General features: G+C 72.0%; 11 protein-coding genes. 3 read left to right on the forward strand and 8 right to left on the reverse strand.

Annotated features, from left to right (window positions below; genetic code table 11):
* Positions 1 to 123 precede the first annotated feature (123 nt).
* Together OG623_RS00390 and OG623_RS00395 are read left to right on the forward strand one after the other, a co-directional pair.
* Positions 124 to 306 (forward strand): DUF6480 family protein, encoded by a 183-nt coding sequence (locus OG623_RS00390; RefSeq protein ID WP_406143191.1) that lies wholly within the window; start codon positions 124 to 126, stop codon positions 304 to 306.
* On the forward strand, positions 303 to 917 hold the full coding sequence (locus OG623_RS00395; RefSeq protein WP_406143193.1) for an endonuclease: 615 nt from the start codon (positions 303 to 305) through the stop codon (positions 915 to 917). Before OG623_RS00390 ends, OG623_RS00395 begins: the two co-directional genes overlap by 4 nt.
* Positions 918 to 923: 6 nt before the next feature.
* On the opposite strand, the gene OG623_RS00400 is transcribed toward OG623_RS00395, so the two are convergent.
* Both OG623_RS00400 and OG623_RS00405 read right to left on the reverse strand, forming a co-directional pair.
* Positions 924 to 1,673: a hypothetical protein gene (locus OG623_RS00400; protein WP_406143194.1), complete on the reverse strand. Its 750-nt coding sequence runs from the start codon at positions 1,671 to 1,673 to the stop codon at positions 924 to 926.
* 161 nt (positions 1,674 to 1,834) lie between these two features.
* Positions 1,835 to 2,029: a hypothetical protein gene (locus OG623_RS00405; protein ID WP_362895531.1), complete on the reverse strand. Its 195-nt coding sequence runs from the start codon at positions 2,027 to 2,029 to the stop codon at positions 1,835 to 1,837.
* A 415-nt stretch (positions 2,030 to 2,444) separates the two neighbouring features.
* Between OG623_RS00405 and OG623_RS00410 the strand changes: the two genes are divergently transcribed.
* On the forward strand, positions 2,445 to 3,362 hold the full coding sequence (locus OG623_RS00410; RefSeq protein ID WP_406143196.1) for a response regulator transcription factor: 918 nt from the start codon (positions 2,445 to 2,447) through the stop codon (positions 3,360 to 3,362).
* Here OG623_RS00410 and OG623_RS00415 read toward each other — a convergent pair.
* From OG623_RS00415 to OG623_RS00440, 6 genes are all read right to left on the reverse strand, one after another.
* Positions 3,342 to 4,574 carry a cytochrome P450 gene (locus OG623_RS00415; protein ID WP_406143197.1) on the reverse strand — a complete coding sequence of 411 codons (1,233 nt, stop codon included), beginning with the start codon at positions 4,572 to 4,574 and terminating at the stop codon, positions 3,342 to 3,344. The two genes, OG623_RS00410 and OG623_RS00415, sit on opposite strands and share 21 nt — an antisense overlap.
* A 12-nt stretch (positions 4,575 to 4,586) precedes the next feature.
* Entirely contained in the window at positions 4,587 to 4,796 is a 210-nt protein-coding gene (locus OG623_RS00420; protein WP_406143198.1) for an MbtH family protein, read from the reverse strand.
* 68 nt (positions 4,797 to 4,864) lie between these two features.
* Positions 4,865 to 8,773 (reverse strand): amino acid adenylation domain-containing protein, encoded by a 3,909-nt coding sequence (locus OG623_RS00425; protein ID WP_406143200.1) that lies wholly within the window; start codon positions 8,771 to 8,773, stop codon positions 4,865 to 4,867.
* On the reverse strand, positions 8,770 to 24,021 hold the full coding sequence (locus tag OG623_RS00430) for an amino acid adenylation domain-containing protein (RefSeq protein WP_406143202.1): 15,252 nt from the start codon (positions 24,019 to 24,021) through the stop codon (positions 8,770 to 8,772). The genes OG623_RS00425 and OG623_RS00430 overlap by 4 nt, the downstream gene beginning before the upstream one ends.
* The gene (locus OG623_RS00435) at positions 24,014 to 25,090 is read right to left on the reverse strand and encodes a methyltransferase (RefSeq protein WP_406143204.1); all 1,077 of its coding nucleotides are present in this window, start codon (positions 25,088 to 25,090) and stop codon (positions 24,014 to 24,016) included. The genes OG623_RS00430 and OG623_RS00435 overlap by 8 nt, the downstream gene beginning before the upstream one ends.
* Positions 25,090 to 25,782 (reverse strand): DUF6875 domain-containing protein, encoded by a 693-nt coding sequence (locus OG623_RS00440; RefSeq protein ID WP_406143205.1) that lies wholly within the window; start codon positions 25,780 to 25,782, stop codon positions 25,090 to 25,092. Before OG623_RS00440 ends, OG623_RS00435 begins: the two co-directional genes overlap by 1 nt.
* Positions 25,783 to 25,807: the final 25 nt, after the last annotated feature.

The raw sequence follows: 25,807 nt of genomic DNA on the forward strand, positions 1-25,807 counted from the left end.
CGTTCCTCGGTTCCCCAGCGCTTCGGGGACCGGTCCCACTCCGTACGGACGCACGCGTGCCGCCACCGGCGCCCCGATGCGACCGCCCTCGCGGACCTGGCCGTGTGGAGGGAAGGTGGAGGCATGGCTATCTCACTCACGCCCCCCGGGGAGACGCCTCCGGCCGAGGGCTGCATAAGCGAAGCACATGTCGAGCGCCCGGACGGGGGGATCTGGGAGCACCCCGCCTTCTGGGCCGCCTTGGTGCTGTTCGGCTCGCTCGTCGTCGCGGGGTACTTCATCGCGCGGATCTTCGGATTCACGTGAGCGCCCGCCGGACTCTGGACGCACTGCTGGAGCGGCACGGCACCACCTACGCCACCGAGGCGGGCATCCGGCTGCGCGACACCCCTCAGCCCCTGTACCAACTGCTCGTCCTGAGCGATCTGCTGAGTGCGCGGATCCGGGCGGAGATCGCGGTCGCCTCGGCGCGGGCGCTCTTCGCTCACCGGTTGCGCACCCCGCGCCGTATGGCCGACGCGACCTGGCAGGAGCGGGTCGACGCACTGGGCGAGGGCGGCTACCGCCGGTACGACGAACGGACTGCGACGCAGCTGGGGGACGGCGCCCTGCTGCTGCTCGACGCGTACGGCGGTGACCTGCGGCGGCTGCGCCGGGAGGCCGACGGCGACATGGACTCGCTACGGGCGGGGTTGCGCCGCTTTCCCGGCATAGGTCCCGCGGGCGCCGACATCTTCCTGCGCGAGGTGCAGGCGGTGTGGCCCGAGGTATCGCCCTACCTGGACACGAAGGCGCTCCAGGGAGCGGAGCGGCTCGGCCTGCCCACCGCACCGGACGAGCTCATCCGGCTGGCGAAGGGCCAGGACCCGGCCGTACTCGCCGCCGCACTGGTGCGCGGAGCGCTGGACAGGTCCTGAGCCGAATCAGCCTGTCGGACGCCGCTTGCCTGGTTCGGTGGAGCGGCCCTCCAGGAGCGCGCGCCTGATCTGCGCGGCGGTGGCCCGGGCGTGTTCCGTGGTGGCCGTCCGGTCGGCCACCGATGTGACGAAACGGTGGGTGGGCCGCAGGCACTGGGCGCACGGTGTGTCGGTGGTGATCAGGTAGCCGTCCTCGCACTGGGGATTCGCGCAGGGGCCGGGGCCGACGAGCGCCTCGGCGATCTCCTGCGGTGCCCAGCGGCGGCGGCCGTCCTCGTCCTTCTCGTGCAGGGCGTGGGACCAGCGGACGTTCCACCGGCGTTCGAGCCGCTCCAGTAGCTGGTCGGGGGTGCGCCGGCCCAGCTCCTGGTGGATCAGGTCGTGGACCGTACGGGGATGACGGTGGGCGAGTGCCTGGACGAGCGGTTGCGGGAGGGCCTGGAGGATGTAGCTGACGGGATCGCCGGCCGCGCGCTCACGCCACTTGCGGCAGGGGCAGGGGCCCTCGGCCGGCAGCACCCGCTGGCACCGGCCGCACCGGCCACGGCACTCGGCGCAGAGCCCGTCGTCGAGCCCGTCCAGATAGGGCGCGGGTGCCCGGCCGCAGTCGCGGCAGCAGGCGGCGCAGGGGCCGCAGAGTCGTTCGTCGCCGAGCTTCGTCGTCCACTGCCGCTGCTGGCAGCGGCAGCACAGGGCGTTGTTGCAGTACTCGTGGTGGGCGGCGCCCGAGTGCCGTCCGGGGGGCGGGAAGGACAATGCGTTCTCCAGGTACGTGGCGAGGACCGGTCAGGTCCGAGCCATGTCGACGAAGCGCGCGCGCAGGGGCCTTTCGACGACGGTAACGCCCCGGTCGGGTCCCGCGCGGTGCTGTGCCGCGATCGGACCGACATTCTCCCGCACCCGGACGGTGCGTGCGGTCAGGGCCTCAGGCCGCTGACCACGTTCGCGGTGGCGGTGATCCCCTCATGGATGGTGGGAGCCATGCGCGTACTCGCGAGGAGGAATCCCAGCAGGGCGCAGACGATCGCGTGCGAGATCTTGAGTCCGCCGTTACGCAGGAAGATCACTGCGAGAATCAGCAGAAGCAGCACCACTGAGATCGAAATGGCCATGGCCAACCTCCTCCGCCGCACCGAATTGCGGCATTCGGCGGCCAGTGTGGCGCAACGGAGGGGCCGTTCGGCGCACCGGCGTGTCCGCCGAACGGGTGTTGACGCTCGGTGACGGGCCCCGGTGGGCTGCCATGACGATCACCGCGGCCGACGGGCGCCTCCCCTGCCGGGTGGTGGCGTGTTTTGGCCTACCTGAAACGCCTGTGCACACCGGATATGGATTCTCGCATTCCATATGAACAGAGCGTTTTCCCGGGTCAGCGGCTGCCTGTGAAGATTGCAAGACCCCCACGGAGTGGCTCAAAAGCAGCCATGAGGAACCGATTTATCGTATCATCGCATTGAAATAGATGGACTGAGCGACAGCTGGAGAGAACGAGCACGATAAAGAAACAAAAAGCGATACGGGGGAATTTTGAGTACGCCGGTAAGCGGCCTCTCGCAAGAAAAGCCGTACATACACGAGTCCGTCCCCAACACTACCGACGACCATGTCAGAGCGGCCCTGGCCCAGGCACAGACACTCATCCAGTCCGCGCTGAGAGCCCATGACAGCGGCCGGGGAGCCGGTCCGGGCCCGGTCGAGTCACTGCGCACCGAGGACGCGTTCCGCGCCGCGATGAGCCACTGGCAGTCCCAGCCCCGGCGCACGCCCCCGGAACTCTCCTACGTCGACGTCAACTCCCTCTACTCCTGCAGTTACGGCGGAGCATGGCCGATGCAGGAGTGGCTGCTGGAGCGGGGAGCTCCCTTGCGTGTGCTGACCGCGGCTCCCGGAGAGAGCTGCCGCATCGGCTGCATGGAGCGCGTGCTGCACAGCAGTGCGCAGGTACGGGTGTCCATGCATCCGCTGCCCGGCTTCGCCGTACTGAACCGCACCGTGGCGATCCTGCCCGCCGTCCACCGGGACCCCGCACACTCGGTGCTGGTCAGGGAACCGCACACGGTCAACTCCCTGAGCGCGCTGTTCGACGCGGTGTTCAGCAGGGCCACCGACTGGTCCATCGCCATGCGGTTCGCCTCCCCGGACGGCGACGAGGAGGACGACGTACTGCTGCAGGTCCTGCACCTCATGGGCACCGGCCGCACCGACGAGGTGACCGCCCGCGAACTGGGGATGTCCGTACGCACGTTCAGGCGCCATGTCTCCGAGGTCATGCAGCGTCTCGGCGCCTCGTCCCGGTTCCAGGCCGGTCTGCGCGCCGCCGAGCTCGGGCTGACGACCGGAGCCCCTTCGGTGCTCGATGAGCCGCCGCCCGTGCGCGGCCGGACGGCGGCCCTCGGGGTGTCCGGCCGGCGGGGGCACTCCTCCTCAGCGGGTCCGCGGTTGTAGCCGCACCGGCAGGGACTCGAAGCCCCGGACAAGACTGGAAGCTGTCCGGACCGGCGCGCCCGCCGGTTCGGGCAGCTCCACTCGGGAGACCAACTCCTCGAAGAAGATGGTGAGCTCGGAGAGGGCCAGGGAGGCACCCAGGCAGTAGTGCTCGCCCGGGGCGAGCGCCACATGCCGGTTGGAGGCCCGTAGCGCGTCGAAGTGGTCGGGGCGGGGGAAGACCGCGGGATCGCGATTGGCTGCGGGCAGCCACACCGCGACCCGGTCCCCCGCCCGCACCGGCTGCCCCGCCAGTTCCGTGTCCCGGGCCGCGGTGCGCAGGACGTGCATGGCCGGGCTGGTGAACCGGAGGATTTCCTGCGCGGTGGTCTCCATCGGATGGTCCGCACGGCGGGCGACCTCCCACTCCTCGGGCTGCCGCATCAGGGCGAGCAGTCCGCCGACCGTGGCGTGCCGGGTCGTCTCGTTGCCGCCGGAGACGAGTCCGTCACAGTTGAGGTAGATCTCCTCGTCGGTCAGCGGCCGCCCCTCGACCGTTCCCTGGACCAGCGCGGTGACGACGTCCTCCGCCGGTTCACGCCGCCGCCGTTCGGCGAGTTCGGCGTAGTAGAGCAGGATGTCCGTGTGGGCTCGGGCCGCCGCGGCACGGTCGGCGGATCCGGGCCCCGCATGGCCGAATGCCGTCATGGTGCGGTCCAGCATGAAGGACCGGTCCGCGGGCGGCACTCCGAGCAGATCGCAGATCACCGTCACCGGCAGCCGGGCCGCGACGTCCACGAAGTCGCAGTCGCCGCGCTCGAGCGCCTCCGCGATGACCTCCCTCGCGGTCGCCCGGACGGTGTGGCGCAGCCGGTCGACCATGCGCGGCGTGAAGGCCGCGTTCATGACGTGCCGCAGCCGGGCGTGCCGAGGCGGGTCGGTGACGATGAGCATGCGCTGCGATGCCGCCTCGGTGGCTCCCGGCGAGTCGTCCAGCCGCATACCCCGCCCGGAGACGAAGATCTCCGGGCGGCGCAGCACTTCGAGTGCCTCGCGGTGTCCGAGTACCGCCCAGAACGGCTCCTTGTCCGTACGCTCGTTGCGGTACACGGGCGACCGCTCTCGCAGCCGCGCCCACAGGGTCTCCGGGTCGCCGTCCCGGTACAGCGACGGGTCGGCCAGGTCGGGGCCGCCGGTCTCCGGCCAGGTGCCGGTCTGTTCGAGAAGGGTCATGGCGGGCGCCGGTCAGGCTTCGTCGGCACGGAGCAGGCTCGCGGGCCTCATGTCGGTCCAGTGCTCCTCGATGTGGTCGAGGCACTCCTGCCGGTCCGCCTGCCCGTGCACTGTCGTCCAGCCGTCGGGGACGGAGGCGAACGCAGGCCAAAGGGAGTACTGGCCTTCGTCGTTGCGCAGGACCAGGAAGCGGGCGTCGTTGTCCTCGAAGGGATTGCTCATGGTGCTGCTCCTTGAGTGGAGAGGGAACAAACGGGTCGGAGGTCAGAGGCGTAGCGAGTCGGCCGGCGTCACCCCGCGGCGTCCAGCCTGGCCCGTACGATCGGGCCGAGCTGTGCGAGTTCGTCGGGCCGGGTCATCCGGCCGTGGGTGGTGGCGATGTCATGGCTCTCGATCCGTCCGGTGACGTGCGGCCGCCACGCACCCGCTTCGGGCAGGCCCTCAGGCCTGCCGAGGGTGGCGCGGAAGTGCAGCAGGTCGCCGTCGTAAGGGGTGGGCTCATGGTCGCGGGCGGCACGGGCGCCGGCGGACAGCACGTCGGCGATGGCCGCCAGGTGGTCGTCGGTGAAATCGGCGAGACCTGCGGCGCGGAGCATCCGGGCGGCACGGGCCGGGTCGAGCGGTCCTTCAGCACGGTCGGGCGGCTCGACGCCGAAGTACTCGGCGAACAGGAAGCGCAGTACCTCGCCTCGGTCCGCCGGCTCATCGGCCGGCAGCGCCTCGGGCGGATAGGAGTCGAGCATGGCCAGCAGCCCGACCTGGTGGCCTGCCCCCCGCAGCCGGGCCGCGACGGCCTGGGCGAGCTGCCCGCCGAAGGACCAGCCGAGCAGGTGGAACGGGCCGGTGGGCGCGACGTCGAGTATGCGGGCGCAGTAGTCGTCGGCCATCCGCTCAACGCCGTCGTGGATGTGCTCGGGTTCGCTCAGGCCGCGCGCCTGGATTCCGTAGACCGGCCGGTCGGGCGGCAGATGGCGGAGCAGGCCCGTGTAGCACCAGCTGAATCCGCCGGCGGGGTGCAGGCAGAACAGCGGGGGCCTGGTGCCGGTGGAGCGCAGTGGCAGGAGTACGGACCATGCGTCACGCCCCTCGCCACCGCCGAGCCGAGTCGCGAGCCCGGCCGGGGTGGGCGCCTCGAACAGGGTGCGCAGGCCGAGCTCCGCCCCGAGCACGGAGCGGGCCCGGGCGGCGAGTCTGGTGGCCAGCAGGGAGTGTCCGCCGAGCGCGAAGAAGTCGTCCTGCGGGCCCACCCGGGGCAGTTCGAGCACTTCCGCGAACAGTTCGCACAGCACCTGCTCGTCGGGGCCCGAAGGGGGCGCCGTACGCGCCGCGGCCGGGTCGGGCGCGGGCAGGGCGCGCCTGTTGACCTTTCCGTTCGGGGTGCGCGGCAGGGCGTCCACGACGACCAGGGCGCCCGGCACCATGGCCGCGGGCAGCCGGGCGGCGGCGTGGCGGCGCAGCGCGACCGGGTCCAGGGGGGCGCCGCCGCCCCCCTGGACGACGTAGCCGACGAGGGCTCGTGCGGCGCCGGGCAGGTCCCGGGCGGCCACCGCGGCCTCGGTGACTCCCGGGTGGGTGGCGAGTACGGCCTCGACCTCACCGGGCTCGACGCGCACCCCGCGTACCTTCAGCTGGTCATCGGCGCGCCCCAGGAAGGCGAGGCTGCCGTCGGGCCGCCACATCACCAGGTCGCCGGTGCGGTACATCCGGGCGCCGGGTCGTCCGAAAGGGTCGGCGACGAAGCGTTCGGCGGTGGCCGCCACCCGGCCCAGGTAGCCGCGCCCCACGCCGATGCCGCCGTAGTAGAGCTCGCCGGGCGTGCCCGGGGGCACCGGGCGCAGGGCGGAGTCGAGGACGAGGGCGCGGGTGTTCCACAGCGGGCGGCCGATGGACTGGTCGTGCGCGGTGCAATGGGCGTACAGGCTCTCGCTGCTGACCTCGGTGCAGCCGCAGAAGTTGATCAGCCGGGCGTCGGGGCAGCTGCGGGCAAGGCGGGCGGGCAGCCCGGGCGGCATGGGCTCGCCGCTGCTGAGCACCAGCCGCAGCGATGTCAGCCGCCCCGCACCGGCCTCCTCCTCGTGCAGCAGTGCCTGGAGCAGACTCGGCACGGCGGTCAGCACACGGGTGCCGCTCTTGCCGATCAGGTCGGCGAGTGCGGCCGGGTCCTTCGCGGTGGCGGCGTCGGCGAGGACGACACGGCCGCCGTGCACGAGGGTCTGCAGGATCTCCACGGTGCCGTCGATGAAACTGATAGAACTCTTCGCGCACACGGGGTCGTTCGCGTCGAACGAGTACAGCTCGGCGAACCAGGCCATGCGGTTGACCAGGCCGCGCTGCGTGCCGATGACACCCTTGGGGCGGCCGGTGGAGCCGGATGTGTAGACGACGTTCACGGCTGTCTGTCCGGTGACCGCGACGTTCACCGGCGCGGCGGAGTACTCGGAGATGCGGGCCTGGAGGCCGGGGTCGTCGAGCACGGTCCAGTCGGCTGCGGGCAGTCGGCCGACGGCGGCGCTGTCCGTGAGCAGCAGGGCGGGCCTGGCGTCGTCGAGCATGCCGGTGATCCGCTCGGCCGGGTAGTCCGGGTCCACGGGCAGGTAGGCGGCGCCGGTGCGGACGACGGCGAGCAGGGCGACGACGAGCGGAACGGAGCGGTCGGCGGCGAGCGCGACGATCCTCTCGGGGCCCGCACCCCGCTCGATCAGGTACCGGGCCAGCCGTGCTGCCCGCGAGTCGAGTTCGGCGTACGTCAGCTCCTCGTCGCCGAGGACGAGGGCCACGTCCCCCGGTCGGCGGCGGAAGGAGTTGTCGAGGAGACCGGCGAGGGTGTTGTCGGGCACCGCCCGGGCGGTGTCGTTCCAGTCGGTGAGCACCTGCCGCAGGTGCGTGGTCGGCAGCGGTTCGACGCGGCCCGTGGCTTGTTCCGGGTCGACGGCGAAGGCGGTGAGAACCGCGTGCAGTGCGGCCATGATCTCTTCGGCCCGCTCGTCGTCGATCACGTCGGGGCGGTGGTCGAGCCGTAGATGCAGCCGCGCGCCGGGGACGACGGCCAGCATCAGCGGGTAGTGGGTGGCGTCGTGGCCCGAGATACCGGTGACGGTCAGCTGCCCCGCAGTGAGGGCGGCGGATCCTGTGGGGTAGTTCTCGAAGACGACGATGGTGTCGAAGAGCTCGGTGACCCCGGCGGCCTTCTGGATGTCGGCGAGCGGTAGATGGTGGTGTCCGCTCGTCGCCAGATGGCGGTCCCTGGCCTCGACGGCCACCGAGACGAGGGACGCGGCGGCGGGCGTACGGACCCGGGTGGGCACCGTGTTGATGAACAGCCCCACCATGCTGTCGACGCCGGGCAGTTCGGCCGGCCGCCCGGAGACCACGGTGCCGAAGACGATGTCGTCGCGGCCGGTGAGCCGGCCCAGCAGCACCGCCCAGGCAGCCTGCACCAGGTTGCTCAGGGTCAGCCCGCGCGCACGGGCGAGGTCGGTGAGCCTCCGGGTGAGGTCCTCGTCGAGGTCGGCCGTACGGCGTTTCGGGACCTGCGGTGCGGTGGACCCGGCGCCGTGCGGGGCGAGCAGGGTGGGCTCGTCGACCCCGGCGAGTTCGGTGCGCCAGGCCTCGCGGGCGGCTGCTCCGTCCTGCCGGGCCACCCAGGCCAGATAATCGCGGTAGGGCGGGGCGGGCGGTAGGCCGGACGGTGTACCGCCGGCGTCGTGGAGCGCGAAGAGTTCGCGGACCAGCACGGGCGTGGACCAGCCGTCCAGGAGGATGTGATGGACCGTGAGTACGAAGCGGTGGTGCTCCGGTCCCAGCCGGAGCAGGGCGGTGCGCAGCAGCGGTGGGGTCGCGAGGTCGAAGCGTCGGGCTCGGTCGTCGGCGAGGAAGGCCTCGGCCCGCGCCGTCCGTTCCGGTTCCGCCAGACCGCTCAGGTCGACCGGCCGCCAGGTGAGTTCGACCGTACGCGGCACGACCTGGACCGGCCTGTCGAGGCCCTCGGTCCAGAACGCCGCGCCCAGATGGGGATGGCGCACCAGCAGTGCCTCGGCAGACCGCCGCAGTGCGGCGGCGTCGAGGGGTCCGGTGAGGTCGAGGACGAGCTGCGTGACGTAGACGTCCGTCCCGTCCGGGTGGTAGTGACTGTGGAAGAACAGGCCTTCCTGCAGCGGGGAGAGCGGCAGGATGTCGCTCAGTCCGGACCGGTCGTTCACCTCGGGGACCTCCAAGCTGCTTCGATGCGGTCGAGCTGGTCCTGGCTGAGGCCGACCAGCGGAACGTCGGACGGTGTGCGCCCCGCGTCGCCCGTGTCGTGTCGTGCGAGCGCGCCCAGTGCCGCCAGCCAGGCGTCGGCGAGCGTCGTCACGTCGCTCTCGTCGAGCAGCGCGCCCGGCCAGGTCCACCCGGCGCGCAGGACCGGTCCCTCGGGACGGTCCTCGGCGACAACGTTCAGGTCGAGGGTGTGCACCGCGGGCAGGTCCGGGTCGGCGCCGCCGCCGAAGGCGCCCGGGGCGGGGTCCACCGTCCAGTCGGCGGCCGGGCCGCCGGAGGGCAGCCTGCCCAGGTAGTTGAAGCCGACGCGCGGCACGGCCAGGCCGGCGAACCGGGGCGCGGTGCGCGGATTGAGGTGGCGCAGCAGACCCTCACCGATACGGTCGCCGGGGGCGGACCGCACCTGCTCCTTGGTCCGCTTCACTGCGTCACCGAGGGCGGGGCCGCCGCTCAGGGCCTCGTTCGGGTCGATGTGCGCGAGGTCGAGCCGGACCGGGTGCGCGCTGGTGAACCAGCCGACCGTGCGTGAGGTGTCTGTGCCATCCAGGTCCGCTCTTCCGTGCCCCTCCAGCTCGACGAGCAGTCCGCCGGCCGGTGCGCCACGGTCCCGGCGCCACCGGGCCACGGCCAATGCCAGGGCGGTCAGGAGCAGTTCGTCCGGGCCGCAGTGGAATGCCGTGGCGACGGTGGTGAGCAGCGCCCGGCCGGTGCCCGCGTCAAGGCTGTCGACGCGGCGCCGGATCGTACGGGTGACGTCGCGTCCGGGAACCGGGTCGAGGCCGGGGGCGAGCGGCGCGGGTTCGGCCACCGTGGCCAGCCAGTGGGGCAGTTCGGCGGTGCGGTGAGGGCTGTCGGACTCGGCGGCCAGCAGCTCCGACCAGCGCCTGAAGGAGGTGATGACCGGCTGTGGGCGTGGCTCGCGGCCCTCGGTGAGCGCTCGGCCCACCTCGGCCATGTCCTCCAGCAGGATCCGCCAGGAGACGCCGTCGACCGCGAGATGGTGCACGGCAAGGAACAGTCGTCCGGCCTCCCCGGGCCCGTGGTCGAACCGGACGGCGGCCACCGTGCGGCCTTCGGCGGGGGCGAGTTCACCGACCGTGCGCGCCGACTCATCGGCGACCGCACGGGCACGCTCCTGCTCACCGCGTCCGGAGAGGTCCACGCGGCGCAGCAGCTGGACGGCGCGGACGCTGCCCGCGGGCGGGACGACGAGCCGCCCGTCCTCATCCCGGCGCAGCCGCAGCATGTCGTGGTGGTCGAGCAGGGTCTGGAGCACGGCCTCCACCGTGTCCTCGGGTACGCCCTCCGGCGTCCGCAGCAGCATCGACTGGTGGAACCGGTCGGTGGGTCCGCCGAGCCCGTGCAGCCATCGCATCACCGGCGTCGGTGCGATCTCTCCGGTGCCGTCGTCCGCCTGTACGGCCGTACCTGTCTCCGTGGCGACGAGGGCCAGGGCGGCGACGGTGCGGTGCCTGAAGACATCCTTGGGCGACAGTGAGAGTCCGGCGGCCCGGGCCCGGCTGCTGACCTGGATGGCGGTGATGCTGTCGCCGCCGAGATCGAAGAAGTCGGCCGCCACACCGGCGTCCGGCATCCCGAGCGCCTCGCGCACGATGGCGCACAGTGTCTCCTCGACCGGACCGCGGGGCGCCCGCCCGTCGACGGCGCCGGCAGGCTCCGGAGCGGGCAGAGCGGCCCGGTCCAGCTTGCCGTTGGGTGACAGCGGCAACCGGTCCAGCGTGACGAAGGCGGCCGGGACCATGTAATCGGGCAGCGTCCGCGCGACGAAGGCCCGCAGCCCGGCGCTGTCCGGGCCGGCCCCGTCCCGCGCGGGTACGACGTAACCGACGAGGCGGCTCGTGCGCGGGCCGGTGTGCACGGCGACCGCGGCCTGCGCGACGTCGGGGTGCGCGGCCAGCACGGTCCCGATCTCGTTGAGTTCGATGCGATAGCCACGGATCTTGACCTGCTCGTCCACCCGGCCGACGAACTCCAGCTGTCCGTCCGGCAGGCGCCTCGCGAGGTCGCCCGTACGGTACATCCGGCTGCCCCGCTCACCCCAGGGGTCGGCCACGAAGCGTTCCGCGGTGATGGTGGGCCGGTTCCGGTAGCCGCGGGCCACGCCCGCGCCGCCGAGGTACACCTCGGCCACCACGCCGGGCGGCACCGGCCGCAGCCGTCCGTCCAGCAGATGGGCACGCACCCCGCGGATGGGGGTTCCGATGGGCGGGTTGCCGCCACCGGTGAGCGGTTCGGTGACGGTCGCGGAGACGGTGGTCTCGGTGGGGCCGTAGGAGTTGAGCATCCGGCAGCGGGGCGCCCAGTGCTCCACCAGCGCGGGCGGGCAGGCCTCGCCGACGACGAACAGCGTGGTCTCCGGGAGCAGCGCGTCGTCCGGCAGGATCGCCAGCACGGACGGTGGGATGGCCAGATGCGTCACCTTCTGCGAGGTCACCAGCGGGACGAGGTCCTCGGCCGCGTTCCAGGCACCCGTGGGGTGCATGACCACACATCCGCCGGCCAGCAGCGTGCCGCCGATCTCCCAGAACGCCCCGTCGAAGCTCGGTGAGGCGAACTGCAGCACCCGGCTGCCCGGCCCGACCCCGCCCAGCTCCCCCGCGGAGGCGGCGACCAGGTTGGCGACACCCCGATGCGGTACCTCGACCCCTTTGGGCCGCCCCGTCGAGCCGGAGGTGTAGGTGACGTAGGCGATATGGGCGGGGCGCAGGGGCGCACGCCGCTCGGAGTCGTCCAGGTCGTGCGGGAACGCCGAATCCAGGGCCGCACGCGTCTCCTCGGTGTCGAGGTCGAGGAACGGCACCGGGGCTTCGGTGGCCGGCCCGACGAGCAACACCGGCCGGGCGTCGTCGAGCATGTACGCGATGCGGTCGGGTGGATAGGCCGGGTCGAGCGGAAGATAGGCCGCGCCCGACTTCAGTACGGCGAGCATCGCCTCGGCGAGCCGGGGCCCACGTGGAATCCGGACCGCCACCACTGCGTCGGGACCGGCCCCGCGCTCGATCAGCACCCGCGCCAGCCGGTTCGCGGACTCGTTCAGCTTCCGGTACGTGAGCTGCTCGCGCCCCGCCGTCACCGCGACCGCGTGCGGCGCCTCCCGGACCCGTTCCTCGAACAGTTCGGGCCCCGTGGCCTCGGGGGCGGCCGGGGAACGGCCGGCCGTCGCCAGCGCCGCGTACTCCTCATCGGCGAGGATCTCCAGGTCGCCGAAGGGTACGTCGGGCCGGGCCACCGCCTGCCCCAGCAAGCGCAGCAGCCGGGCCGCGAACGCGTCGACGGTCGCAGCGTCGAACAGGTCGGTGCTGTACTCGACGCTGCCCTGGACGCCCTCTCCCCCCTGGTCTCCCACGACCCGCTCGCTCAGCCCGACCGTGAGGTCGAAGCGCGCGGCCCGTGTGGCCACCGGCCTGGGGCGCACCCGAAGCCCCGGCAGCTCCACGGCGGTGTCGGCGTTGTTGTCCAGGGCCAGCATCACCTGGAACAGAGGGTTGTACGCCATGGACCGCTCGGCGCCGACCGCGTCCACCAGTTGTTCGAAGGGAAGGTCTTGATGGGCGTACGCCTCCAGGTCGGTTGCACGGACGCGGGCCAGCAGCTCACGGAAACTGGGGTCGCCCGAGGTATCGGTCCGCAGCACCAGCGTGTTCACGAAGAACCCGACCAGCTCCTCCAGGCTGTCATCCGTCCGCCCCGCCACCGGAGTACCGAGCGGAATGTCATCCCCCGCACCCAGCCGGGACAACAGCGCCGCCAGACCCGCCTGCACCACCATGAACAACGTCGCCCCCGACTCCCGCGCCACATCCAGAAGCGCCCGGTGCAGGTCCGGCTCGATGAAGAAGTGCCGCATGTCGCCCCGGTAGCTGGGCTCGGCCGGCCTGGCGCGGTCGGCGGGAAGTGCGAGCTGTTCCGGAACGCCCGTCAAGGTCTCTTGCCAGTAGGCGAGTTGTCGGGCGGCGAGAGTGCCTGGCTCGTTCTCGTCGCCGAGCAGGTCCCGCTGCCACAGGGCGTAGTCCGTGTATGTCACCGGAAGAGTGGTCCATTCCGGCGCCGCGCCGACCAGCCGTGCCGCGTAGGCCTCGGTCAGGTCGCGCAGCAAGGGCCTCAGCGACCAGCCGTCCCCGGCGATGTGATGCACCAGCAGCAACACCGACCACCGCTCGGGGCCGTGCCGGAGGGCCTCGACACGCAGGGGAAGTTCACGGCTCAGGTCGAAGGGATGGGTCACCGCCCCGCCCAGCACGGACTCCGCATCCTCGGGTGCCACGTCCCGTCGCCAGACCCGGACGAGATCCGGTGTCGGCTCGTGGATGATCTGCTGGGGAACACCGTCCCGCTCCCCGACCAGAGTCCGCAGAGGCTCATGCCGGGCCACCACATCATTGACAGCCGCCTCCAGCACCACCACATCCAACGGCCCCTCCACCTCCAGAGCCAACGGAATGTTGTACGTCGCACCCGGCCCCTCAAGACGATGCAGAAACCACAACCTGCGCTGCGCGAACGACAACGGCACAACCTCCGACCGCCCCCGCCGCACCACACCAGGCCGCACCCGACCCGACACCCCCCTCAACCGACCCACAAGACCAGCAGGCGTCGGCGCATCAAAAAGCGCCTGAATCGACACATCCACCCCGAACAACGACCGCAAACGACCCACCACCCGAGTCGCCAACAGCGAATGACCACCCAACTCGAAGAAATGACCGTCAACCCCCACCCGCGAAAGCCCCAACACCTCCGCGAACACCCGACACACCATCTCCTCCTCCGGCGACCCCGCCGACCGACCACCCTCCCCCCGCACCACACCCACCGAAGGAACCACCAACGCCCGCCGATCCACCTTCCCGTTCGGCGTCAACGGCAACTCCCCCACCACCACAAACACCCCCGGCACCATGAACCCCGGCAACCGCCCCGCGAGATGAGCCCGCAGCTCGGCCTTCAGCCGACTGGAGCGCGGTGCGGCGGACGGGGTGTTGGTGAGCGGGCCGGTGACCGGGGTGTCCGTCCGGTGGGTGCCGGCCAGCGGGCGGGCGGACAGGGTCGCCCTGGCGACGAGGACGAGGTCGAGTTCGCTCTCGCGCCGGTCGGCGGACCAGGTGACGGCGGTGTCGTAGCCGAGTCGTCCGCCGAGTTCGGCCAGCTCGTCGGGCTCGGGGCCGTCGGGCTCGGGACCCTCGGCGGCCGACTCGTCACTGAGGTCGCTCGCCGTACGGGCGTTGGGCACACCTGTCACCCGCAGCAGCTCAGGACGCCGCGCCGACAGCGCGGCGGCCAGCGCCTCGGCCGAGCCGCCGAGCTCTTCCCAGGTCGTGCGAGGAGCGTCGGCAACGCTCAGCAGCGCGTCGGCGGGCTTCTTGTGGAGCACCACCTCGTAGCGATAGCGCGTGAGTTCGTTGTGCCTGAGTCCGCGCTTGACACGGATGTCGGCGCCCCCGAGATCCGGGGACATGGCGGCGAAGTGGGTGAACAGCGCCGGGTCCACCAGCAGTTCCTTCTCCTCCGCGAGGGCGAGGCCGGCCGCGGTACGCACCTCCTCGGCAGGTGCGGCCGCGCCGAGGCGTCCGGTCTGCGCGGCCAGGTGCAGCCGCTTCGCCGACCTGAGGTCCCGGACGTCGCCCAGGTAGAGGGCGCCGCCAGGGGCCAGCAGCCGGACCGCGCTGTGGAGGACGTCGACGAGGTAGCGCTCACTCGGGAAGTACTGGGCGACGGAGTTGAGCACGACCGTGTCGAACTCACCCTCGGGCAGGGTGTCCACGGCGTCGGCCGCGAGGGCGGTGAGCCGAACCCGGTCCACGGCGTCGGGACGGGCGGCGGCCAGCCGGGAGCCGAGGGCGGCGACCGCTTCGGGCGAGACGTCGGTACCCCAGTACGTCTCGCAGTGGTCGAGCAGCGGTGCGAGAAGCAGTCCACTGCCGACGCCGATCTCCAGGATCCGCCGGGGTTCGAGCGCACGGATGGCGTCCACGGCCGCGGCGCGCCACTCCCGCATGTCGTCGAGCGGGATGGGACCGCCGTCGTAGGTGCTGTGCCAGCCTGAGAAGTCCTCACCGAATCCGGCACCGGCACCGGGATCATCGCCGCCGTACTGCCTGCTGAACACCGAGGCCCAGGACTCCAGTTGGTCCCGGTCCCCGGCGTCTTCCAGAGCCGGAACGCCGTCGGTGCCCGGGACGACGTACGCGGTGAGACGGGCGTCGCCCTGGGGGTCGCGGTGGACGGCCACCGCGGCGGCGGCCACCGCCGGGTGTTCGGCGAGCGCGGTCTCGATCTCGCCGAGCTCGATACGGTGGCCGCGGATCTTCACCTGCTCGTCGGTGCGCCCGACGAACACCAGCTGTCCGTCCCCGGTCCACCGCACGAGGTCGCCGGTACGGTACATGCGCTCGCCCGGCGCCCCGAACGGACTGGCCACGAACCGGCCTGCCGTCAGGCCTGGCCGGCCCAGGTAACCGCGGGCCAGCGCCGGGCCGCTCACATACAGCTCGCCGGGCACCCCGGGGGGCACCGGGCGCAGCCGCGCGTCGAGAACGTAGACCCGGGTGCCGGTCAGCGGGCGGCCGATGGGGGGCGGGGCGTCATCGGCGCCGAGCGGGGCGCTGGTGGTGGCGCAGACGGTGGTCTCCGTCGGACCGTACGCATTGATCATGCGGCGTTCCGGCGCCCACTGCCGTACCAGGTCGGCGGGGACGGTCTCGCCCGCGACGACGAGTGAGCGGACCGAGGGCAGTTCGCGGTCATCGAGCGCGCGCAGCGCGGACGGCGGCAGCGTGGCGTGGGTGACGTCGAACTCCTGGATCAGCCCGGCCAGCGGATCGCCCGGCATCAGCCGGTCGGCCGGGGCCACCACGAGGGCGGCGCCGGTCAGCAGCCCCATCAGGGTCTCCCAGAAGGCCGCGTCGAAGCTGGGAGAGGCGAACTGGAGCACGCGGCTTCCGGGGCCGGCCCCGAGGCGCTCCCGCTGCGAGGCGACGAGGGCGGCGACACCGCTGTGGGTGACCACGACCCCCTTGGGACGGCCGGTGGAGCCCGAGGTGTAGATGACGTATGCGGCGCGTCCAGGCTCGTCCGGGCGGTCAGGAGCGGTGGCGGGGGCGTTGTCGAGCGCCGCGACGACCTCGGGGGCGTCGAGCAGCAGCGCGGGCACCTCGCCCTCCCCCGGGCGTGGATCGGTGAGCCCGTGGGTGACCAGGAGGGCGGGCCGCGAGTCGTCGAGGAGGTAGCTGATCCGGGCCGCGGGATAGGCCGGGTCCACGGGCACGTAGGCGGCGCCCGTCTTGAGGACGGCGAGCAGCGCCACGACGGTCTCCGGGCCGCGCGGCACGGCCAGCGCGACCCTGTCCTCCCGGCCGATGCCGTGCCTCAACAGCAGATGAGCCAGCTTGTCGGCCCGCACATCCAGTTCGCGGTAGGTGAGCTGCCCGCCCGGGAAGAGCAGCGCGGGACTGTCGGGGGCCGCGGCCACGCGCTGCTCGAAGAGTGTGGGTACATCGGCCTCCGCAGGTGGCGCCGCGGTCTGGTTCCAGGTCTCCAGCACGCGCCGACGGTCCTCGCCGGTCACCGTCTCGATCTCACCGATGGGGAGGTCGCGGTCCTCGGCGAAGCCACTCAGCAGCCGGTCGAGCAGCTCGACGGTACGCACGACCGTGGCCCGGTCGAAGAGATCGGTCGAGTACTCGACGTACCCTTCGATGCCGTCCGGCCGCCCCTCGGCGTCGTAGGTCTCGTGCAGGCTGAGCGAGTAGTCGAACTTCGACACACCGGGCACGGTCGGCACCGGCCTGATGTCCAGCCCGGGCAGGGAGTATGCCGCCGCCGGCGCGTTCTGCAGCACGACCAGCACCTGGAAGAGGGGCTGCCGGGACAGGGACCGCTCCGGGTTGAGCGCCTCCACCAACTGCTCGAAGGGCAGATCCTGATGGGCGTACGCCTCCAGGTCCGTCGAACGCACACGGGCCAGCAGCTCACGGAAACTGGGATCACCCGAGGTATCGGTCCGCAACACCAACGTGTTCACGAAGAACCCGACCAACTCCTCCAGACTCTCATCCGTCCGCCCCGCCACCGGAGTACCGAGCGGAATGTCATCCCCCGCACCCAGCCGGGACAACAGCGCCGCCAGACCCGCCTGCACCACCATGAACAACGTCGCCCCCGACTCCCGCGCGACATCCAGAAGCGCCCGGTGCAGGGAGCCGCTGAACCGCACCCGGTGCACATCACCCCGGAAGCTCGTCACGGCGGGCCTGGGGCGGTCCGTGGGCAGCGCGAGCTGTTCCGGGATTCCTGCCAGCTTCTCTCGCCAGTAGGCGAGTTGTCCGTGCGCGAGGGAGTCCGGCGCGTCCTGGTCGCCGAGCAGATCCCGCTGCCAGAAGGTGTAGTCCGTGTATGTCACCGGAAGAGTGGTCCATTCCGGCGCCGCGCCGACCAGCCGTGCCGCGTAGGCCTCGGTCAGGTCGCGCAGCAAGGGCCTCAGCGACCAGCCGTCCCCGGCGATGTGATGCACCAGCAACAGTACGGTCCACCGGTCGGGGGCTGTCCGGAACGTATCGACACGCAACGGCAGTTCACTGCCGAGATCGAAGGGATACGTCACCGCGGCCCCGAGGGCCGAAGGCAGTACGTCCGTCCCGGTTTCGTGCGTCTCCACGGACACCGCACCCGGTGTCGGCTCGTGGATGATCTGCTGGGGAACACCGTCCCGCTCCCCGACCAGAGTCCGCAGAGGCTCATGCCGGGCCACCACATCATTGACAGCCGCCTCCAGCACCACCACATCCAACGGCCCCTCCACCTCCAGAGCCAACGGAATGTTGTACGTCGCACCCGGCCCCTCAAGACGATGCAGAAACCACAACCTGCGCTGCGCGAACGACAACGGCACAACCTCCGACCGCCCCCGCCGCACCACACCAGGCCGCACCCGACCCGACACCCCCCTCAACCGACCCACAAGACCAGCAGGCGTCGGCGCATCAAAAAGCGCCTGAATCGACACATCCACCCCGAACAACGACCGCAAACGACCCACCACCCGAGTCGCCAACAGCGAATGACCACCCAACTCGAAGAAATGACCGTCAACCCCCACCCGCGAAAGCCCCAACACCTCCGCGAACACCCGACACACCATCTCCTCCTCCGGCGACCCCGCCGACCGACCACCCTCCCCCCGCACCACACCCACCGAAGGAACCACCAACGCCCGCCGATCCACCTTCCCGTTCGGCGTCAACGGCAACTCCCCCACCACCACAAACACCCCCGGCACCATGAACCCCGGCAACCGCCCCGCGAGCCGGGTGTGCAGCCGGTCCGCTGTCGGCGGATCGGTGAGGTCGGTGGGCACGACATGGGCGGCAAGACGGCGGCCGATGGTGAGGTCGTCGAGGACACTCACCACAGCGTGCGCAACGGTCGGGTCGTCCAGCAGGGCGGCCTGGATCTCGCCGAGCTCGATACGGTGGCCGCGAATCTTCACCTGGTCGTCGGAGCGGCCCACGAAGACGAGCTGTCCGTCCCCGGTCCACCGCACGAGGTCGCCGGTACGGTACATCCGCTCGCCCGGCGCCCCGAACGGGCAGGCCACAAAGCGGGTGGCCGTCAGCCCAGGCTGACCGAGGTATCCCCGGGCCACGCCCTCGCCCGCGATGTGGAGTTCGCCCACCACATGCGGCGGCACGGGCCGCAGCCGCTCGTCGAGCACGAAGCAGCGGTCGCCGTCCAGAGCGCGGCCGATCGGTACGGTTTCGTCCCGGACGGACCCGGGCCCCGCCAGCGGGTGGCAGACCGCGAACGTGGTGGTTTCGGTGGGCCCGTAGACATGCACGACCGTGGTGTCAGGGCAGCGTTCCAGGGCCCTGCGGACCGCCGCAGGGGAGACGAACTCGCCGCCGGTCCAGACCTCTCGCACCCCCGACAAGGCGTGGGGGTGATCCTCGACGAGGTGGTTGAACAGTGCTGTGGTGAGGAACACCGAGCGGACGTCGTACCGTTCGACGGTGTCGGCGAGTGCGGCGGAGTCGAGCCGGCCGGCGGGCGCGAGCACCGCTTCCCCGCCGTGCAGCAGCGGCACCCACATCTCGTAGGTCGAGGCGTCGAAGGCGTACGGCGAGTGCAGGAGGACACGGCTGTGTGCGCCCGAGCGCCAGTGCCGGTCGTCGACCAGGGCCAGGATGTTGGCGTGGGTCACGGCGATGCCCTTGGGGGCCCCGGTCGAGCCCGAGGTGTACATGACGTAGGCGAGATCGTCGGGCCTGCCCGCGAAGGGTGGGTTGTCTACAGGCCCCTCCGGGCCCGGTGTGTCGACGCGCACCGCCGGGACGCCCGGTTCGGGCAGAACGTCGGCCGGGTCGCGGTCGGTGAGCAGGACCACGGCGTCCGTCTCGGCCAGAACGTGCCGCATCCGGGGCGCGGGGTCGGCCGGGTTCAGCGGGACGTAGGCGGCACCGGTGGCCAGCACGGCCAGTGTGGTGACGACCAGCGCCGCCGATCGCTCCTGGAGGACGGCGACCCGGTGACCGGGTCGGACGTCGAGGGCGCGCAGCCGTGCGGCGAGGAGGCGCTGCCGCTGGTCCAGTTCGCGATAGGTGACGGTAGCGCCGTCGGCCTCCCGCAGCGCGACCGCGTCCGGTGTACGGGCGGCCTGCTCGGTGAACCGTTCCTGGACCGTGCGGGGCGTGCGTTCCGTCGCGGAGGGCAGCGCGGGCGCGTTCCACCCCTCGGTCAGGGTCGCGGCCTCGCCGGCCGTGAGGACGTCCAGGTCGGACACGGCGGCGGACGGGTCGGCCACGGCTGCTTCGAGCAGTCCTGTCAGGCGTGCCATGAGCGCGGCGGCGGTGTCCGCCTCGAACAGGTCGGTGGCGTACTCCAGGGATCCTTCGATGCCGCCCCCCGCCTTCACCTCGCTGAGGCTCAGCGTCAGATCGACTCGGGCGGCCTCGGCCCGGACGACCCTGGTACGTACGCGGAGTCCGGGCATGGTGACGACGGCCGACGGGTTGTTGTCGAGCGACAGCATCACCTGGAAGAGGGGCTGCCGGGACAGGGACCGCTCCGGGTTGAGCGCCTCCACCAACTGCTCGAAGGGCAGATCCTGATGGGCGTACGCCTCCAGGTCCGTCGAACGCACACGGGCCAGCAGCTCACGGAAACTGGGATCACCCGAGGTATCGGTCCGCAACACCAACGTGTTCACGAAGAACCCGACCAACTCCTCCAGACTCTCATCCGTCCGCCCCGCCACCGGAGTACCGAGCGGAATGTCATCCCCCGCACCCAGCCGGGACAACAGCGCCGCCAGACCCGCCTGCACCACCATGAACAACGTCGCCCCCGACTCCCGCGCCAGCGCCAGGAGGCCTTGGTGGAGCTCCGGTTCGACACGGAAGGTGTGCACGGCACCGCGGTGGCTGCTGACCGCCGGGCGGGGCCGGTCGGAGGGCAGCTCCAAGGCGTCCGGCAATCCGGCGAGAGCGGCGCGCCAGTACGTCAGGTCGGGACGCTCCTCGTCCTCCCCGAACTGCTCCCGCTGCCACAGGGCGTAGTCGGTGTACGTCACAGGAAGCGCAGCCCATCGCGGCGCGTGCCCGCTCGACCGTGCCGCGTACGCCTCCGTCAGATGCCGCAGCAGCGGCCTCAGGGAGGCACCGTCGCCTGCGATGTGGTGCATGAGGAGCAGCACCGCGTGCCGGTCGGCTCCGGTGCGGAACACGGTGACACGCAGGGGAAGTTCACGGCTGAGGTCGAAGGGGTGGGCCACAGCCCGTGCGAGGGTGTACGGCAGTCGGTCCGTCTCGGCCTCCTGCGACTCGACGACCACGAGATCCGGCGCCGGTTCACGGATGTCCTGCTCGGGGTCGCCGTCGCGCTCCCTGATCAGGGTCCGCAGGGGCTCGTGCCGCGCGACCACGTCATTGACAGCCGCCTCCAGCGCCCTCACGTCCAACGGCCCCTCCACCTCCAGGGCCAGGGGAATGTTGTACGTCGCACTCGGTCCCTCGAGACGGTGCAGGAACCACAGCCTGCGCTGCGCGAACGACAACGGCACGACCTCCGGCCGCTCCCGCCGTACCACGCCCCCGTTGCCCGGAGGGGTCAGACGGGCCGCGAGGCCCGCGGGGGTGGGTGCGTCGAAGAGGTCGGCGACGGAGAGATCGCCGCCGGCGGTCGTACGGATCTTCACCAGGAGGCGGGTGGCCAGCAGCGAATGGCCCCCGAGGTCGAAGAAGTCGTCGTCGGGACCGACCTCGGTGAGCTCCAGGACCTCGGCGAACAGCCGGCACAGCAACGCCTCGTGCTCGGTGAACGGACGGCGGGCGTCCGCAGTGGTGGACGTGGCCCGGAAGTCGGGTGCCGGGAGCGCCGCCCGGTCCGTCTTGCCGTTGTGGGTGAGCGGGAGCGCGTCCAGGAGGACGACGGTGCCGGGCACCATGTGCTCGGGCAGGCGGCCCGCGGCGTGTCCGCGCAGGGCCCCGACGTCGATGCTCGCGCCGGGCGCGGCCACGACGTAGGCGACGAGCAGCTCGCCGTGGACGGTCACCGCGTTCTGCGCGACGCCCGGCAGGCGCCGCAGGACGGCCTCCACCTCGCCGAGCTCCAGCCGGTGGCCGCGGAGCTTGACCTGGTCGTCGGAGCGGCCCACGAAGACGAGTTGTCCGTCGTCCGTCCACCGCACGAGGTCGCCGGTACGGTACATACGCTCACCCGGCGCCCCGAACGGGCACGCCACGAAGCGAGCGGCCGTCAGGCCCGGCCTGCGCAGGTAACCGCGGGCGAGGGAGTGCCCCGTGACGTAGAGCTCTCCGGTGCCGCCGGCGGCGACCGGTCGCAGGGCATCGTCCAGGACATGGACGCGGGTGCCCTGGACGCCGGTGCCGAGGGGGGCGGGGCCCGCGTCGGCGGAGAGCGGGCCGCTGGTGGTGGCACAGACGGTCGTCTCGGTCGGTCCGTAGGCGTTGACCAGGGTGCGGCCTGGTGCCCAGCTGCCCACCAGTTGCTCGGTCACCGCTTCGCCGGCGACGACGAGCGTGGTCACGGTGGGGAGGTCGAGGCCGCTCATCGCGGACAGGGCCGAGGGCGGCACGGTGAGATGGGTGACCCGGTGCCGGGCCACGGTCGCGGCGAGCGCGGGCCCAGGGGTCAGCCTGTCGGCCGGCTCGACCACCAGTGCCGCCCCGCTGAACAGGCCCATCGCCATCTCCCAGAACGCCGCGTCGAAGCTGGGCGAGGCGAACTGCAGCACGCGGGCGCCGGGTCCGGCGTTCAGCCGGGTCCGCTGGGTGGCCACGAGGTCGGCGATCCCGGCGTGGGTGACGACGACGCCCTTGGGACGGCCGGTGGAGCCCGAGGTGTAGATGACGTAGGCCGGGTGGGCGGGGTCGGCCGACGGGAGCGGGGCGGCAGCCGGCTCGGGGCCGGTGTCGTCGCTCCGGAGCGTCATCCGGGGCAGTCCGGCCAGTTCCACCGCCGACAGGTCGACGGACGGTTCGGTGAGCAGCAGCACGGGACGGGCGTCGGCCAGCATGAACTCGACCCGGTCCGGCGGATAGTCGGGGTCCACGGGCAGAAACGCGGCTCCGGCCTTCCACACCGCGAGTACGGCCGTCGTCAGTGTCCGGCCCCGGGGCAGTGCAAGCGCCACAAGGCTCTCGGGGCCGACTCCGCGCTCCACCAGACGCCGGGACAGCCGGTCGGCCTGGTGGTCCAACTCGCCGTACGAGAGTGGTGTTTCACCTTCGGTGAGCAGTGCGGGGGCCTCGGGGTCCACGGCGACGCGGGCGGCGAACAGCGCGCCTGCGCTGCCGGTGGGCGGCCCGGCGGTCGTCGCGGTGGTGAGCGGCGCTGCGGTGAGCGGCGGCCGAGTGAGGTGCGCGAGCGGTGTGTCCGGGTCTGCCCCGGCAAGGCGGGTGAGCAGCGCGATGACCTCGGCGCCGTGGCGGGCCACGGTCTCGGCCGGGTACACGGCGGCGTTGGCCCACAGGTTGAGCTGGAGCTCCCCGGTGGCCGACTCCTGGATCATGAACTCCAGGTCGTCCACGGGCCCGATGGCGATCCACTGCCGTACGGCCGGCGCTCCGCCGAACGTCGGCTCTGCGGAGAACGCGAGCACATTGACGATCGGACCGTAGAGCTTGGGCGCGTCGGCCGGGGCGCCCAACTCGCGGCGGAGCCGCTCGTACGGGTACCGCTGGTGGACGAGCGCTTCGTCGACCCGCTCAGCGACCTGCGCCGTGAACGCGCCCAGCGTGGCGTCCGGGTCGTGGTCGAGCAGCAGGGGCTGCATCGTGGCAAGCATGCCCGGCACCTCACGGGCGGCCGGTGTCGTACGCCCGGTGACGGGCAGCGTCAGCAGCAGGTCCCGCCGTCCGGTCTCCGCGTGCACATGTGCGGCGACTGCCGCGACGGCTGTGCGCGTCCATCGCTGTCCGAGCCGCTCGGCGAGCGTGTGCAGACCCCGCAGGACGGCGGCGCCGGCGCCGGTACGGTGCAGGATGTACTCCGGTCCTGCGGGGGCGCTGCGGCCGCCCAGTCGTACCGGCGCCGGCCGCGCGGCAAACCGCCGGTGCCAGTGGGCGCGGTCACGGTCGTGGTCTTCGGAGCCGAGGTAGGCGGAGTACTCGTCGAGCAGGTCGCCGAGCGGCCGCATCGGTGTGCCCGCCGTGTCGGCGCCCGCGAGCAGGGCGGCGTAGAGCTCGGCCGTACGCCGGGTGAGCAGCCAAACGCCGTAGCCGTCCAGTACGAGATGGTGGGAGCGCTGGTACCACAGATGCCGGTCGGGCCCGATCCGGAACAGCGCCTCCGCGTGTGTCGGCCCGGTCGCCAGGTCGACGGGGCGCGCCAGCTCCGCGCGCATCCATGCCTCGGCCTCGGCCCGCGGGTCGTCCGCGCCGGTCACGTCGAACACCGGGAAGGGGAACGGCTCCGGCGCGTACGGGTACTGCACGGGACCGGTGGCGTCGGCCGCGAACCGCATCCGCAGCGCGTCGGTCTCTGCGACCGCGCTCCTGAGCGCCGTCTCCAGCAGGTCGGCCCGCAGCGGACCGGTGATCTCCAGGTAGGACGCCTGGTTGTACGTCGACTTCAGCGGGTCCAGTTCATGGCCGTAGTAGGCGCCGAGCTGCGGGCCGGTCAGCGGGTGGCGAGGTGCGGGGGTCTCAGGCATGGTCGGTGCTCCGCTCACGGCTCGTACGGAAGGACGGGGCGGCGGGTTCGGGGGTCGCGACGAGCAGGGCCTTCTGTCCGGTCAGCCGGCTCACGGAGTCCAGCCGCAGGCCCGCCGCACCGAGCAGCGCCCCGAACTCGCGAGGGGTACGCTCGCGGCCGGGCAGCACCGAGAGCATGTACAGCGTCATCAGGGCGGTCGTGCGGGCGTCGGCGTCGGTGCCCGGCCGGTCGTCGGCCGCGAGTTCGATCACGACGAGACGGGCGTGCGGGGGCATGGCCCGGCGGCAGGCCGCGAGGAGCGTGACGCATTGCTCGTCGTCCCAGTCGTGCAGGATCTCCCGCATCAGGTACACGTCTCCGCCACCCGGCACGGCGGTGAAGAAGTCCCCGGGGAGTGCCTCGGCGCGGTCGGCGAGCCCGGCGGCGGAGAACCGGGCGCGGGCAGCGGCGGCCGCGGCAGGGCGGTCGACCAGCACCCCGCGCAGGCCCGGGTGGGCCGCCAGAAGGTGGCCGAGCAGGGCGCCGTCGCCGCCGCCGACGTCGATCAGGGTGGCCGCCGAGGAGAAGTCGTGGGCGCGCAGGACGGCCGCGCTCTCCAGTTCGACGTCGCGGGCCTGTGTGGCGTCGAACAGGCCCCGCAGCTCGGGTCGTCGGTCCAGGACGGTGAAGAAGTCGGCGCCGAACTCCTTGTCGAACGCGGGCGTTCCCGTGCGTACGGTGTCCGGGATGCCCTGCCAGGCGCGGGCCGAGAGTGCCTGCGCCATCAGGGCGCTGGGCAGGGCGCTGCCGGGTGCACCCGGGGTGAGGGCGGTGCCGAGGAGAGCCAGGGCGAAGCGGCCGTCAGGCAGCACCTCGAAGACCTCGAAGGCGGTCAGCGCGGTCAGTACCTGGTGCAGGGCGTTCTCGTGGGCGCCGGTGTCCCGGGCCAGCTCGGCCGCGGTGCGCGGGCCGTGCGACAGGATGTCGGGGATGCCGAGCTCGGCCACGCTGCACAGGGCACGCGAGACCAGAGGGGCGTACAGCAGGGCACGTACGGCGACGGCGGCTTCGGCTTCGTCGGGGCGCATCAGGATTCCTTCCGCCGGATGTGGCGGCGCTCGGCCGCGGCGAACAGGCCGAGCATCAGAGGCTCGCGGATCCGTCCCTCGGCGAACTGGTCCCCGAAGCGTTCGCGGTAGGCGTCGAACCAGTGCGGGAGTTCGTGCAGGAAGAGAATGTCGTGCGAGGCCATGTGCCGGATCGCGAGCAGCGGCAGCGGGGAGCGGGAGACCCGGAACCCGTCGTTGCGGACCGAGCGTTCGTCGCAGGCGGGGTGGAACTGGCCGATCATGACGCCGCCCCGCACAGCGGTGTCCTTCAGCCGTGCGTGGGCGTCGTCCAGGGCGCCGTATCCGTCCTCGGTGAGGTCGGGCAGCACCACGACGAGGCTGTCCAGGGGATCGTCGGCGGGAGTCCGCATGAAGCGGGTGAGTTCGTCCTCCAGGAGGTCGTGCAGTTCGTCGGGGTCCTTGCCGGTGATCTCGTAGTGGAAGCCGGCGCGCAGCGCGTCGGCCTGGAGTGCGGCCGGCATGAAGGGGCAGACGGCTCCCTTGCGGCGCAGCTGCGGACGAGGCCGGCTGATGTAGTCGCTCAGCCAGGTGTCCAGGACGGCGACGTCCTGGCGCAGCCGGTGGTCGTACCCGCGTGGCGGTGACACAGTGGTGTCGCCGCTGAACCCGGCGAGTGACGGCTGTGTGCCCTGTTCGGCACCCGTGGTCATGTGACTTCCTCCGGTGGGCACAGCG

Origin of the sequence: Streptomyces sp. NBC_01012 (assembly GCF_045162755.1) — a bacterium.
Taxonomy (GTDB): Bacteria; Actinomycetota; Actinomycetes; order Streptomycetales; family Streptomycetaceae; genus Streptomyces.

Coding starts and splice junctions, on each gene's coding strand:
- OG623_RS00430 (WP_406143202.1), bottom strand. CDS start 24,021: ATGCCTGAGACCCCCGCACCTCGCCACCCGCTGACCGGCCCGCAGCTC.
- OG623_RS00435 (WP_406143204.1), bottom strand. CDS start 25,090: ATGCGCCCCGACGAAGCCGAAGCCGCCGTCGCCGTACGTGCCCTGCTG.
- OG623_RS00420 (WP_406143198.1), bottom strand. CDS start 4,796: ATGAGCAATCCCTTCGAGGACAACGACGCCCGCTTCCTGGTCCTGCGC.
- OG623_RS00415 (WP_406143197.1), bottom strand. CDS start 4,574: ATGACCCTTCTCGAACAGACCGGCACCTGGCCGGAGACCGGCGGCCCC.
- OG623_RS00405 (WP_362895531.1), bottom strand. CDS start 2,029: ATGGCCATTTCGATCTCAGTGGTGCTGCTTCTGCTGATTCTCGCAGTG.
- OG623_RS00440 (WP_406143205.1), bottom strand. CDS start 25,782: ATGACCACGGGTGCCGAACAGGGCACACAGCCGTCACTCGCCGGGTTC.
- OG623_RS00390 (WP_406143191.1), top strand. CDS start 124: ATGGCTATCTCACTCACGCCCCCCGGGGAGACGCCTCCGGCCGAGGGC.